Annotated in this window: 10 protein-coding genes; all 10 read right to left on the reverse strand. The window is 32.7% G+C overall.

Annotated elements, in window-relative coordinates; genetic code table 11:
• Positions 1-615 (reverse strand): acyltransferase, encoded by a 615-nt coding sequence (locus NBRC110019_RS01815; protein ID WP_281751740.1) that lies wholly within the window; start codon positions 613-615, stop codon positions 1-3.
• Entirely contained in the window at positions 602-1,795 is a 1,194-nt protein-coding gene (locus tag NBRC110019_RS01820; RefSeq protein WP_281751743.1) for a glycosyltransferase, read from the reverse strand. Before NBRC110019_RS01820 ends, NBRC110019_RS01815 begins: the two co-directional genes overlap by 14 nt.
• Position 1,796: 1 nt before the next feature.
• Positions 1,797-2,957: a glycosyltransferase family 4 protein gene (locus NBRC110019_RS01825; protein ID WP_281751744.1), complete on the reverse strand. Its 1,161-nt coding sequence runs from the start codon at positions 2,955-2,957 to the stop codon at positions 1,797-1,799.
• 30 nt (positions 2,958-2,987) lie between these two features.
• On the reverse strand, positions 2,988-4,193 hold the full coding sequence (locus tag NBRC110019_RS01830; RefSeq protein ID WP_281751746.1) for a glycosyltransferase family 2 protein: 1,206 nt from the start codon (positions 4,191-4,193) through the stop codon (positions 2,988-2,990).
• 35 nt (positions 4,194-4,228) lie between these two features.
• On the reverse strand, positions 4,229-6,190 hold the full coding sequence (locus tag NBRC110019_RS01835; protein ID WP_281751749.1) for an LruC domain-containing protein: 1,962 nt from the start codon (positions 6,188-6,190) through the stop codon (positions 4,229-4,231).
• A gap of 64 nt (positions 6,191-6,254) precedes the next feature.
• A complete protein-coding gene (locus NBRC110019_RS01840) occupies positions 6,255-8,207 on the reverse strand; it encodes an LruC domain-containing protein (RefSeq protein WP_281751751.1) in 1,953 nt (650 codons plus the stop codon).
• 22 nt (positions 8,208-8,229) lie between these two features.
• On the reverse strand, positions 8,230-9,132 hold the full coding sequence (locus NBRC110019_RS01845) for a glycosyltransferase family 2 protein (protein WP_281751753.1): 903 nt from the start codon (positions 9,130-9,132) through the stop codon (positions 8,230-8,232).
• Positions 9,133-9,137: 5 nt separating this feature from the next.
• Entirely contained in the window at positions 9,138-10,616 is a 1,479-nt protein-coding gene (locus NBRC110019_RS01850; RefSeq protein WP_281751755.1) for an O-antigen ligase family protein, read from the reverse strand.
• Positions 10,613-11,959 (reverse strand): oligosaccharide flippase family protein, encoded by a 1,347-nt coding sequence (locus NBRC110019_RS01855; protein WP_281751757.1) that lies wholly within the window; start codon positions 11,957-11,959, stop codon positions 10,613-10,615. Before NBRC110019_RS01855 ends, NBRC110019_RS01850 begins: the two co-directional genes overlap by 4 nt.
• Complete coding sequence (locus NBRC110019_RS01860; RefSeq protein WP_281751759.1) at positions 11,959-14,130, reverse strand: GumC family protein; 2,172 nt, start codon at positions 14,128-14,130, stop codon at positions 11,959-11,961. Before NBRC110019_RS01860 ends, NBRC110019_RS01855 begins: the two co-directional genes overlap by 1 nt.
• Positions 14,131-14,161 lie beyond the last annotated feature (31 nt).

Below are 14,161 nucleotides of genomic sequence, written 5' to 3' on the forward strand. Positions count from 1 at the left end.
TTAAACACGTTCCCATTTACTGGTTTCGTGATTGTATTGTTTAATTACTTTTGCAGGGTTTCCAACGGCAATCGAAAAAGGAGGGATGTCTTTAGTAACCACACTTCCAGCACCAACTTGACAACGTTTACCTATAGTAACCCCGGCCAAAACAACAGAGTTAGCCCCAATATGCGCTTCTTCCTCAATAACGGTTGGTCGTATATCTAAAGGTTGTTGACTTGAGTTTTTATTTCCGTTTGCATATCCATGATTAAAACCAGATACAAATACATGTTGTCCCAAACCTGAACCACTTCCCATAGTTACAGGACCAATAACAACGCTACCAATACCAACACGAACTCTATTTCCTAAAATAACATCTCCTGAACCATTATTTACAGTGCAGAACGATTCAATAGTTGTTAATTCTCCCACTTCAAATCTTTTCCATGGAAAAACGTCTATTCTACTATTTCGTCTAATGGTGGCACCTTTTCCCTTTTTATGTTTTAATGGATTTAGAAACCATCGAACCCATAATCTAGGTCTGGGATTACGTTTTGGTGCAATTAACCAAAGAGCAAATTCTTTAGTTTTAGGATTGGATTTTATTTTACTAACTATTCCCATATTCTAAAAGATTTTGAATAATTATGTCGAATTCATTTGCTTTACTATCCCAAGAATTTGCTTTAGCAAAGGCTATTCTTTCGGATATTTTTGTAGATGAATCATTTTTAACTTCAGTAATCAGTGCATTTTTGAAATCTTCTGCTGTTCCTGTAACACTTACTATATTCTTAAAATCGGCCAAATTGGCAAACGGTGTCATTACAATAGGAACTCCAACAGCCATGTACTCATTTATTTTTAGTGGGTAGATATTTCTGTTAATATCATTTACTAAATAGGGGATAATACCAACATCATAAGAGCTTAATAGCTCAGGCACTTCGTTTGGAGAAATAGCTCCAAAAAAGGTTACATTATCAAATCTATTTAGACGTTCTTTGATGTTGTCATTTCTTAGATTCCCTGTAAAATGAAACTCATATTCAGGTAACTGCTCAATTACGTTTTCTATGGTATCAATATCAAAACGATGGTCTAAGCTCCCTATATAACCAACAATTTTTTTATCTCTATTATGTACGTTTGTTTTAGCAGATTTTACAAAGGTTTCAAAGTTAACCCCGTTTTTAACCACAAAACTATTGGCATTAAACTTCTTTTTATCTTCATTTAAAAAATCTGAAGTGGTGATAATACCATCTACACCACGAGAAAACTGTTCATCGATGCCATAAATTCGAGGCCCGTGTCTTCTGGTTCCTATACCATCATAACAATAATAAACATTCAGTTTTTCGTTAAGCTTACCAATTAAAGATAGTCCATAAAAAGGATTATACGCAGTAACCACAATAGGGTCTACAATATTTAATTGTTTAAAAACTTTTTTTACTCTTTTCTTATAAATTGAGATATTTAAATTGAAGAAGAATTTAAATATAGTATTATTTTTTATAAAATCTACAGGTAATACCGGTGGTGCTACTAAATGGTAAATATTAGTATTTTGATCTGTAGTTATTTGTGTTAATGCAGGTTCTATATTAAGCATTCGTTTTACTGGTGCATGCTGTTTTTTGCGAATACTATTTATCATATCCTTTATAGTAAAAGGATATTCTATAAAAAGGACTCTATGATTTTTAGCTAAACGAGCCATAATCTGAACGGTAGATTTGGTGTATTCACCAAACCAAGTCGTATTAGCTATACAAACTATGTCTTGTTGTTGACTCATTTTACTTGCTTATATTATTATAAACTTCACTGTAAATATTTAAAACATTAAGAGCCATGTTTTTCCAAGAAAAGTCTTTTGCTCTAAGTGTTCCTTTATCTACTAAAGTTGCTACCAACTCTTTATCTTCAATAATTGTTTTCATGGCAGCAGTTATTTCTTCCGGTTTAAAAGGATCAATAATTAAAGCCGCATTATTATCACCCGCTACTTCTGGCATTGAAGCAGTATTAGAAGTAATTACAGGAGCCCCGCAAGCCATACCTTCTAATATAGGAATACCAAAACTTTCACGTAATGAAGGGTATAAAAATATTTTACATTGACTAATAATAGCAGGTAAATCGGTATTTTTTACGTAGCCCGTTAAGTGAATTAAATTTCTAATATCAGTAGCTCCAACTTCAGATAACATACGCTGTAATTGACTTTCTTCGAAATCGAGCATTACTAATTTATACTTATTAGGATACAGTTTATTAAAATCGGAAAAGGCTTTTAAAACACCTTTTGTATTTTTTTTAGGGTCTGTATTTCCTAAAAAGAAAAAGAAGTTATCAGGTAACTTATACGTATTTCTGATTGATTTAAGAATTTCTTTATCTGTAACTTTTTTAAAATGTTCTCCTACACCATTGTAGATAGCTACCAATTGTTCATCATTTAACCCAAAAAAGTGTTTTATACGTTTACGTTCATATTCAGAAACCGTAATTATTTTTTCACTCTTTTTAATTACCGGAGGCACAAAATATCTACGGTACATATTCCCTAATTTCTGGTACCAAGTACCATCCTTTTTCAAAATACTTACACTCTCCATATAAATAATGTCGTGTAAAGTTATAATTAAAGGAACTTTGCTAAAAAGTGGTCCGGTATTACTGGTACAATGTAAAATATCGCAACCTTCTTTTTTTGCAGCTTTTGGTAGTGCTATTTGTTCCCAGCCAGGATACCCAAATTTCGAAGTTAATTCAACAATACGAAAGTTAGCAGCGGCAGGAATACAGGTGTTATCTTCATCTGGCTTTACAAAAATTACATAGTCATTTTCCTTATCTATTTTCTGTAGATTTTTGATAAGCTCAAGAGCAACCATATCCATCCCATGTTTTTTCTTACGATATAAGCGTTGTCCTTCTATTCCTATTGTCATCATATGAGTTGGTTAAGTTTTGATGTTTAGATACTAGTTTCCAATTTTTCCGTGTTGAGTATGTATAAACTTTTTATTGGCTCCTTTAAGTTTAAATAAGGATAAGAGCATCGTAAAAAAAGCTTTTGGTAAGCTACTAACAGCCTTTAATGTTTTTGGGTTATAAAATTTCTTAGGTACAGCCATTATAAAAGCTAAAACAGTAATACAAAAAACTATATACCAATAATCGGGTAAAATGGTGAAAGGTTTATTTAAATGAAAAACACCAATTAATAAATAAAATACTGTAATAAAAGTAACGATACCTAATAATAATATTCTTGGTGGAGATACCATTTGGTATACCTTATCGAAAAAGTCAATATTACCTTTAACTAATAATTCCTTAATACCACTCCATACATATCTTTTAAAATAGATGAACTGAGCAGAAAGCCAACGCTTACGTTGATTACCAAAAACATCTGCTTTTTGTACTTTTTCATCCAATACAACGGCATCGTGAAGGTATTCTATTTTTTTACCGTCTTTAAGTAATTTAAGTTCTAACTCTTTATCAAAACCACCAACAGCATTTACTTTGTTCATGGTTGATTTAAAGAAATGATAATTAAACGCCATTCCTGAACCAATTAGGGCAGAGGAGAGCCCTAAATTTCTATGACCTTTTCTAAATATTTGATTATTAACCTCTTCGCTAATTGCATCTAATATAGCAAAAGAAGTATTTAAGTTTTTAGCAGCTCTATGTCCCTGTACTACTATATAACCTTGATCAAAAGCATCATTCACTTTCTCAATGAAATCAGGCTCCATTATGTTGTCTGCATCTAAAATAAGGGCAACATCATAAGCATCACCAATAGTTTCCATGGCTTTATTTAAAGCCTTAGATTTAGTACTTTTTTCAAAAGATACTTCAACTAGTTTAATAGGGAGTTGTCTTAAGGTGTCTAATGTTTCTGGCTGAAACGAATCTGCTATAACTACTACATCATAAAACTCCTTAAAATAGGATTGTTGAAGTGCCTTTTCAGCCACTTCAACAATAACACTATCTTCTTTATATCCTGGAATAAGAACAGCATACTTTCGTTTTTTTTGTTCTTTTATTTTTCTTTTTTTCTGTTTAAACAGTCCAGCAAAAGCGAATATAAAAATATAAATGCTTGCAAATCCAAAATATATAAATACTATATATTCAATTAAATGTAAGATAAATTCAAGTACAAGCATGGGTTCTATTTTTTTAGTTGGTTTTAGTTCATTTTTTAGTTTTTATACCATTCCAATTCTGAGGTACCACTTGAATTAACCCATGTTTTAAATGATGGATATGTTTCAGTAATTGGTGTCTTCTCTGCAGAAGGTGTAAATACATCAAATATGTTTAATGCCCAAGGTAAATTTTGTGTTGTTTTATAATATCTACCTGTAGAGGCATCACTATCATCGTCACTTGTTCCTAAGCTCTGAGCTTTACTTGTAGGCTCAAGATCTGGAAGATGCACTTCTCTTGTACGGTCTCCGTTAACAATTAAAAATGTATTGTATGGTGCCACCCCTAAGTTACTAATTGTAATTGGAGTATTAAAATTAACTGTTACAGTTATAGTATCACCGGTTTTATTTAAAACATTACCAGAAACATAGATTACAGTTTCGTTAGCAGCCGTACCAGATTCGGTTCCATTGGAAGCTGTTGTTTCATATCCCCCAGTTAATTCAGATCCTGTAACACTGGCTACTAATGAAGGGTCTATTGGTAAAACAAAGGCTAAGCCGTTATGGAATGATGCTCCAATGTGTTCAATAGTATAGCTAGCAGTCATTTCTGTTACTTTATTACTTCCGTTAGTAATTAAATTGTAATGATAACTTGTAACAACATCGTTAAAATCATAGTCACCTTGACTTGGCCATAAATCTTCAAAAGCTAATGTTCCTGGTAAATCATTAGCAGGGTAATAGTTATTAAAAGCTTTATTAATATCATCAGGGTATTCGTCTACAGCATCGTTAATGCCGTCACCATCGGTATCATTTGCGGCAGTTAATACTGCTACGTTTTCATTGGAAATTGCGGTAACCGGATTAGATTTAACATAAAAAACAGCATCATTAAAATCGTCATCAGATCCACCAGTACCTCTATATAAGTCTTCAAAACCAAAGATATTTAAATCTCTTGCCGGATCTTGTAATAATACAATATGATCTTTGTATCCGGTTGCTTCAGGGTTAAAATCTGGATTTGCATAATAGATCTGAGCATAGTTTTTAACATTAAAACCACTCCAGCCATTTGTAACTAAGAACCAACTAATGACAGTATTGGCTGGGAAAAATCCTAGATATACGCGGTTACCAGGCACTAAACTACCTCCAGAACCTATCATAGAGCAGTTAGGAAAAACAATATTATGCATTTGAATATCATCAGCAGATGTAGGTTCTTGTCCTAAAGTATAGGTGTAAAATCCAAGTGAGTTTCTATAACCGGCTCCTTCAGAAACAAAGGTAATCCATACTTCCGCATCTTCTACAAGTATAATTTCGGTTTCTTTACCTGCTAAATACTCAGGGTGTGTATTTGGGATTCCTCCATTATGTCCTTCAGGCAAAGAGCTGTTTATATCATCTAAAAGTGAGTTGTCTAAAGCATCGTTACTTGCCATAGTAGTTGGTTTACCACTGTAGGTATAACTACTTAAATAGTTATAAACAACTGTATTTGTACCCTCTACATTTCCCGTTCCCTCAGGAATTGACCCTTTTTGTTGATAAGTTTCAGTATTAATAACTCTTTCAGAGGTTTGGTCTTGATAATAATTAGCGTAATCAAAAGTAATATTATCACTAGTTAAACCAATTCTAACATCTTTTGTTAATCCAATATAATCTGAATAAATTAGAATACTATCGGTTGCAGCACTAACTGTTAGCTCCCTATTAAAAGATTCATTTTCAAATGAAGCTCTACCAATATAAATACTATCTCTTGTTCCTGTTTTTCCGTAAATACTAAAAACAGCATTATTCAAAAAATCTGGAACTGATAGGTTTACACTAATTTGCTTGGTAGTTTCATAAGAAAAGCTATCCTCTACATTTAATCCTTCCATAGGACCATCAGTAACCACATTGTTATCTGTTGTGTCCAATTCTTTCTCTGCACAACCAGCAAAGGCTAATGCTACTACTAAGATTGTTACTTTAATTAATGATTTCATGTTAAATTTTTTTATTAGGTAAATATGATATTAAGTTTTTGTAAAATTATAATGTGCTTTATTTTTAATTTTCTGGTTCGTTATACCATTCTAAATCAGAATTTCCATTTGAATTAGCCCATGTTTTAAACTTAGGATAAGCAACAATGATAGATTTTTTTTCTGATGGATGATTGAATACATTATAAATGTTTAATCCCCATGGAAGGTTTTGTGATGTTTTATAGTACCTACCATTTGAAGCATTACTGTCATCATCATCTGTGCCTAAACTAGTGGCACTAGAAGTAGGGGTATGATCTGGTAAATGGACTTCTCTTGTTCTATCTCCATTCACTATTAAGAATGGATTAAATGGTGCTTCACCTAAATTGTTAATATGAACTGGTGAACCAAACGTTACAGTAATTGTTATGGTTGTACCTGTTTTGTTAATGGTATTACCGCATACGTATATAATACTCTCATCAGTACTGTTTCCGGTTTCTGTTCCATTAGCTGCAGTATTTTCATAACCTCCGTTTAAAACACTTCCTGTAACACTAGATACTAAAGCAGGATCTATAGGTAATACAAACGCTAATCCGTTATGGAAAGATCCTCCAATATTTTGTATCGTATAAGTAGCGGCTAACTCAGATATTTTATTTGCTCCGTTAGCAACTAAATGATAATGATACGTAGCAACTAAATCGTTAAAATCATAATCTCCCTGACTTGGCCATAAATCTTCAAAAGCTACAGTACCTGGTACATTTTCAGCAGGGTAATAGTTATCAAATGCTTTAGTACTATCATTAGGATAATTATCTAAAGTATCGTTAACTCCATCACCATCTGTATCATTCGCTCCGTCTATTACAGCTACCTCATCTGTTTTAATAGCCGATGCTGGGTTAGATTTCACATAATATATGGCATCGTTAAAATCGTCATCTGAATTACCCGTACCTCTATATAGATCTTCAAAACCTAGAATGTTAAGATCTCTAGCAGGGTCATTTAATAATACCATATGATCTTTATACCCAGTAGCTTCTGGATTAAAGGCTGGGTTAGCGTAATATATTTGAGCATTTTCTTTTACAGTTTTTGAGCTTCTGTCCCATCCGTCTGCAACTAAAAACCAGCTAATTACAGTGTTTTCAGGAAAGTGTCCTAGAGTAACTTGATCACCTGATACTAGCTTTCCACCAGATTTATGCATTGATGCATTAGGAAACACTACATAATGAGTTGTAATATCATTAACAGAAGTTGGCTCGTTACCTAAAGTATACGTATAGAAACCTAGGGTGTTACGATAATCTGCTCCTTCGGCAACAAAAGTTATAGAAACATCAGCTTCTTGTGTTAAAATTATCTCTGTTTCTTTTCCAACTAAAAAGTCAGGATTATTGGCAGGTACACCACCAGGAACGCTTTCGGGTAATGAGTTATTAATATCATCTAATAATGAAGAAGAGATATCTTCGTGTACAGTAATATTTGTTGGTACGCCGTTAGCATTATAATTACTTAAATAGGTAAAGAAGTCAAAAACATCTTTATGATTTAACGAGTTTGAATTAGGACCTAAGGTTTTATTTACATTACTTTCTGTAAATAATGAAGCATAATCAAAGCTAACCTCATCACCGCTAGCACCAAGACGTATATCTCTAGTTAAACCAATATAATTGGAGTAGATTAAAATACTATCGGTTGCAGCACTAATGGTAAGTTCTCTTGTAAAATTACCACTTGTATCAAAATTTGCTTTTCCTATTGCTATGCTATCACTGGTACCTGTTTTTCCGTAGATACTAAATACAGCATGTTCTAAAAACTCAGGTACAGATAAGTTTACCGTTAACTGTTTAGTAGTTTCATATGAAAAATCATCGTCTGCATTAAGTCCTTCCATAGGACCATCAGTAACTAAATTACTGCTAGTAGAATCAAGGTCGTTATCTACACAACTAATTAAAGTAGCTAGAATTAATAATAGAAGATTTGAGTTTTTAAATAGTTTCATTTTTAATAATTAAACAAGGTCATTATTTATTTGATAAATTATAATGGGTTAAATTCCAAAAAATAGCATTCCAGTATACACGTAAATGCTTAAACTGTCTTTTAGCTAAAAACGTTATGGTGTTTTTAGGAATAGAGACGAAACACTGAAATAGCATGCTTACAAATAATTGTAAGGAGTTAAAATTTCTTCGAGCATATACAATCCTGTTTCTTGTTAAGTAATAGGTCTTTAGTGGACTAAATTTTCCTGTTGATAGTGATTCTTTATGTAATATGTACGATTTTGGTTGATAGTAAATTTTATATCCTGCTCTTTTAATATGGGCAGCCCAATCATGCTCTTCATAATATAAAAAATATACCTCGGTCATTTTTCCAACGGTATCAATAATACTTTTCGGTACCATCATAGCAGCACCATGTATTGATTCTGTTTCCCCTGGAGTATCATAATTGCCAGTATCTTTTGTTTTGTAACCAATGCTGTTATTTCTAATGGTCCAATGATTCATGGGTGTATATCCTGCATATTGTATTAATGATGGATCCCAATGAAATTTTATTTTCGGACTAACCATTCCTATGGTTGAATCCTGTTCTAATGTATTAACTAAAGGTTCTATAAAACCTGCAGGAACAATAGTATCATTATTTATAAATAAAAGGTAATCTCCTTTTGCTACATCTACACCTAAATTGTTACCTCCTGCAAAGCCTAAATTTTTTTTGCTTTCAATTAGCGTTATTTCAGAGTATGTTTCTTTTAATATTTTAGGATTGTCACTAGGTGATGCATTATCTACAACTATAGTTTCAAAATTAGGATATGTTAATCCTCTCAACGACTCTAACATTTCTAATGTAACTTTAGAATCGTTGTAGTTTATTGTAATTATTGAAACTAACGGAGTAGTTTTTCCCATAATACTTAATTTTCAATTAATAGTATTTGTTCGTTTTCTTTTTCTTCTTGTAATTTTTTGTCCCATCTCGGAGCCAGAAAAATGAATGCCATACCTAAGTACATTAATGTGCCTGTAGGGAACTGTCCGAAAACTCCATTCCCATAGGATGCGGCCATAATCCCTGCCATACCACATGTTAGTGCTGCAATTTGACCTTTAATCCAGTCGTCTCTTATTCTGAACATGACATTGTAAGCCCCTGTAACCAGTACAAAAAATAAAATAAACAAATGAAGGTATAAACCTATAATACCCATATCTGCCCAAATAGATACGTACCAGCTATCTGTTGCCGTATTTGCCAAAAAGGTATAAGGTGTAAATCGCTGCCCCCAGTTACCTGTAGAACCAATACCACCTCCAAAAGGTCTTGAAGCTAAATAATTAGATAGTTTCCGTTGATTAGCTAACCGAACCTGTAATGATGCATCATTAGGATCAAAAGCTGTTCGCATTCGTCTAATTTGTGCATTGTTATTCATAATGGTGGTATGCGCAAAAAATACATAAACCCCAATTCCCATAATTGCACCTGCAATTAGTACCGGAATATTTTTTCTAAGTATTAAGTACATAATACCCCCCATAGCCGGTACTGCAATAGCTCCTCTTGTTCCTGAAATTAGCATACCATAAATACCTGTAATAGCAACAATGATGTAAAATAACTTACGTTTAAAATTATTTTTTGTATAAATTGCTAATACTCCAAATACAACCCCAGCATGACCTTGTGAAGCTCCAAACTGACCTGCATCTGAATAAAAACTAAAGATTCTTAGTTTTCCAAATAATATATGTGTTACATTAGCTCCAGCATCTAACCAGCGTTGTTCAAAAGGATCTACCCCTATAAACAACTGTTGCATACCTTTTAATGTGCCCAAAAGTGAAAGAACGCCCCAAATAGTAAATACTAAATGTAAATCTTTGGGTTTGTTGAATAAGATAAAAACTAATGGAATTAACAATAATTGATATAGCGCAAATCCTCTCATTGCATAAAACCAAGCTGCTCTACTTACAACTTCGGGATTTACTAGTTCTAAAAAAGCATATCCCATCCAAATTGCTGCCAGAAGTGTCAACTGTGATTTAGCATCGTTCCAGTTAATTTTTCTCTTAAACGATGTAAAGAAAAGCGATAAATACATTAAAAATAGTAAACCATCGACGAGTAGCCCCCATGTGGCGGTCAAATAACGGGATAGACCGATAACAAAAAAACTGAATATTAAAATAGTGATAATTCCAATCTTTGGATTTAGTAAAACTGCTGCTAAATAAATGATAGCCAGAGGTAATATAATAAAAGCCATAGCCACCATTAGCCCTTTACTGGCTGTTAATAAGCCAATACAAACAGCAATACTTACCAAGATGGTAATAGGTATTGGTTTCTTTAAAAGATCTGGGCCATATGTACGTTCAAATGCGTTCAATTAGCAAAGTGTGATTTAATGTTTTTAAAAAACTGAATACTTTCAGGAAGTATATACCTGAATTTTATTTGCATTTCGTGCTTCAAATAATAGAATCCCATGGAAATACCTATTAGTGTAAATAATACTGTTCCGATGGCCACTAATTCCAGAGAGTTGAATGCAAAAACAGCTATAAAGTTTACAACAACATTGGCTATTGTCATTACTATAACCTTTATCATATTTAGTTTAGGTTTGTTAATGCTATCTAATAATACACCACAGAATCTATCTACCGGAAGTAAAACTGTATAAACAGTAAAAATTCTGAAGACCACAATTAGTTGATCAATTTGATCTGCATAGCCTTTACCGCCAAGGAAGATAATTAAGAACTTAGCCATCATAAAACAAACAATGGCGATTGGAATAAAAATTAGCGTAATAGCTCCTGAGTATGCGTAGAACGTTTTTCTTGCTCCGTCCATATCACCTTGAAGCACTTTTTTAGACATTTTAGGATATGCAGTCATTGTTAAACTGCGTAACGGGATCCCTAACATGTCTGTTAGTTTTAAGGGGATAGCATACATGGCTATGGCAGAGGCTCCCATTACCGGACTTAACCCGATAATAAAAGTGTCTGCACTCTTTAGTAAGCTACTACCAATAAGGGTACCCATTGAGTATTTACCGAAATGAACAAGTTCTGAAACCGTTTCTTTATCTTGGTGTCTTAAGTATCTTAAACCATCCCATTTTTTAGAAATACACCAAATACTAGAGAGTAGGTTAGTACTTAAAAACATACCAATAATATAATTAGAGCCGAGATTAAAAAAGAAATAATTAAACGCGAGAAAAACAGTGAAAATACCAATGTTTGATAATTTTACGTACATCATGCGTTTAAAATTTTGCTGCGCCTGAAAAAGGGAGCACGCATTATTCCAGCTCATATTAAAAAGTCCAAGTATAGGATACCATATCAAAAAGAGACCATACCCGTTGGTGTTTTCTACTGAAAAAATATGTAATATTCCATAAGTACTATAACAAACAATAGCGATGATTGCTATAAGCACAAGATTTATCTTGTAACTAGAACCTAGTAAAGTTTTAACTCTTTCTGATGAAGCACCCGATAGTAAACGTACCGTAGAAGTATTTGTCATACCAAAACGTAATAGGTCTACAAAAGAAGCCAGAGTTAAGAATAAAATCCACTCACCAAAGAAATTTTTATCCAATTGTCTGGCTAATAGCATAAAGGATAGAAGCCCTAGTGCCGCTACAGAAATGTTGGCAAATAAAGAAGCAAAGTTCTTTTCTCTTTTTATTTTAACCAGTTTGTTTAGCATTACAATATAGATGATTTAGTAAAAAAACGCATTTGGATTAGACGTTTTACCCCTCTTCTAAATCTTGATCGATCTTTAGGTAAGTCGCCTAAAACTGCTTCCATTTCAATAGGTTTAACTCCGTTAAGAATAATAGTTGGCTCTGGACCCGTAGTAGCATCATTAAAAAGCTTTAAGGCATTCATATCTGCATCGGACCAAGAACGATTGGCTCTTACTACTAAAAATGTATAGTCTACTACAGTAGCTAACTTAACAGGGAATGGATGCTTAATAATTGATGGTAGTTCTAAAATGATAAAATCAAAATCATCAAACGATTTTAAAGTTCCATCACGATCAAATTCATCTATACTGGCAATTTTATACAGATGATCTCCAATGGTATAGGTAAGCTTTTTATATTTTTTAGTGTATTCAACACCCAAATCTTTAGTATCGTCGGTAATGTGTAAAATTTTATAATCAAGTTCGCACAACTTACTAATTAGGTGTTTACAAATAAACGTTTTTCCTTCACCATTCTGAGTAGAGAAAAGCATGTTTACAACAGGCTTACCAGACTCATGCTTAAATTGATTTAGAATAATATTTCTGGAGATAGCAATAACAGCTTTATTTTTTAAGTATTCAAAATCGATCTTTTTAGACTTAGTGTTTATTACAGGAAATATAGAGCTAACTTTCAATCCAATTTTCTCTTCAGCACGTTCTGCAGTATTAATATTATTATCTAATAATGCTAAAATTAAAATGGTAGATGCTACAAGTACAAATCCCATAATACCAGCTACGGCAACTAAAATGAGTCGTTTACTCGGATTTGCCTCAATAGGAAAATTAGGTATTTCAGATATTTTAATATTGGTTTGTAATTCGGCATTTTGTTGTTTTAACTTCGCTAATCCTAAGCTGTGTAATAAGCTGAGATATTCCTGCTCTGCAATGTTTATTTTTCTTTCCAGACGTTTCATAGTTGCACCAAGTGGTGCAAACTGAGCATAAATCTGATCAAACTCTAAACGTTTTTCATCTAATACTTTTAATTCAGCTTTTGAACTTTCATACTGAATTGTATTATCTAACCATTCTTCCAGAATAGGGGTAGAGCCAACTCCTTCCGTTGTATGATCTATATTGAATACAGTATCTAGAGATTTGGTTAATTGAAGTTTAACATCAGATAGTTCGCTTTTTAACTTAAGAACTTCATCTTTATTTTCTTCACGTTGAAGAGAATCTAAAACAGAAGAAGTAAGCATTACAATATCAAAATTTAGCTTACTCATTTTATCTCTTAACTCAAGTACTTTTTTACTATTTACATGTCTTTTACCGTAGGTGTTAAGCTTTTGTTCAAGTTCATCTAAAACAGCTTGAGAACCATAATAAAGCTGGGTAACTCGGCGAACTTCCATCTCAAATAGCTCTTTTCTAGCAGCAATTTGTTTGGTTTGCTCATAGTAGTTCATCAACTTATTATTCTTGTTGAAGTTTAATAATTCGGCTTCAGATTCCTTTAATCGTTCGGTACTACTCTTAAGTTCTTTTTTAAAATAGTTTACAACTTCATCAGACTGATTTACTTTCATGGTCTGATTTAGTTTTATAAATGTATGTGTTAAAATAAGTAGTGTGTTTTGACAAACTCCGGGATCGTCAGACTGAAAACTGATATCGACAAAATCACTAGACAATACTCTTTTTACAGAGATACGACCCATAATTTTTTCGTAGCTATAATCTGGATGATTTAAGTTAATTAACTCATATATAAAGTTGTATGGATCTTTGTTTTTGTATTCTAAAAAATTAGCATAGGTAGTATCATAGTCTCCTTTTACAACCAGATCCTTTACTTCCTTTGGAACAATTTTCATGAGCTCAGCATACTTTTCTTTACCAATAATACGATCATCCGGACCATCTAAAAGCATGTGTTGTGTAAATAATCTTAGAGAAACTTCTTCTAAAGTAGCTCTAGAACGTATTAAATTTAAAAGGTTATCATAAGCTATGTTTGTTTTATTTATTTCAAGTCTGGTATTTTCAAGTTCTATGGTAGAACCCGATGCAAAACCTGTATAAATTCTGGTTTTAGAATCATAAACCTTAGGTTGCCCTTTAGTTAAGAAGAAAACAAGAATAACTAATAGGATAGGTATTCCCATTAGTAATGTAACATGTCTCAATAATATGCGT

This window comes from Neptunitalea chrysea (assembly GCF_027924145.1).
Lineage (GTDB): Bacteria > Bacteroidota > Bacteroidia > Flavobacteriales > Flavobacteriaceae > Neptunitalea > Neptunitalea chrysea.

What these genes read in the sequence shown, in the direction of transcription:
- NBRC110019_RS01860 (WP_281751759.1), bottom strand. Translation starts at nt 14,130, where the DNA reads ATGGGAATACCTATCCTATTAGTTATTCTTGTTTTCTTCTTAACTAAA.
- NBRC110019_RS01845 (WP_281751753.1), bottom strand. Translation starts at nt 9,132, where the DNA reads ATGGGAAAAACTACTCCGTTAGTTTCAATAATTACAATAAACTACAAC.
- NBRC110019_RS01825 (WP_281751744.1), bottom strand. Translation starts at nt 2,957, where the DNA reads ATGATGACAATAGGAATAGAAGGACAACGCTTATATCGTAAGAAAAAA.
- NBRC110019_RS01855 (WP_281751757.1), bottom strand. Translation starts at nt 11,959, where the DNA reads ATGCTAAACAAACTGGTTAAAATAAAAAGAGAAAAGAACTTTGCTTCT.
- NBRC110019_RS01835 (WP_281751749.1), bottom strand. Translation starts at nt 6,190, where the DNA reads ATGAAATCATTAATTAAAGTAACAATCTTAGTAGTAGCATTAGCCTTT.
- NBRC110019_RS01820 (WP_281751743.1), bottom strand. Translation starts at nt 1,795, where the DNA reads ATGAGTCAACAACAAGACATAGTTTGTATAGCTAATACGACTTGGTTT.
- NBRC110019_RS01830 (WP_281751746.1), bottom strand. Translation starts at nt 4,193, where the DNA reads ATGCTTGTACTTGAATTTATCTTACATTTAATTGAATATATAGTATTT.
- NBRC110019_RS01840 (WP_281751751.1), bottom strand. Translation starts at nt 8,207, where the DNA reads ATGAAACTATTTAAAAACTCAAATCTTCTATTATTAATTCTAGCTACT.
- NBRC110019_RS01815 (WP_281751740.1), bottom strand. Translation starts at nt 615, where the DNA reads ATGGGAATAGTTAGTAAAATAAAATCCAATCCTAAAACTAAAGAATTT.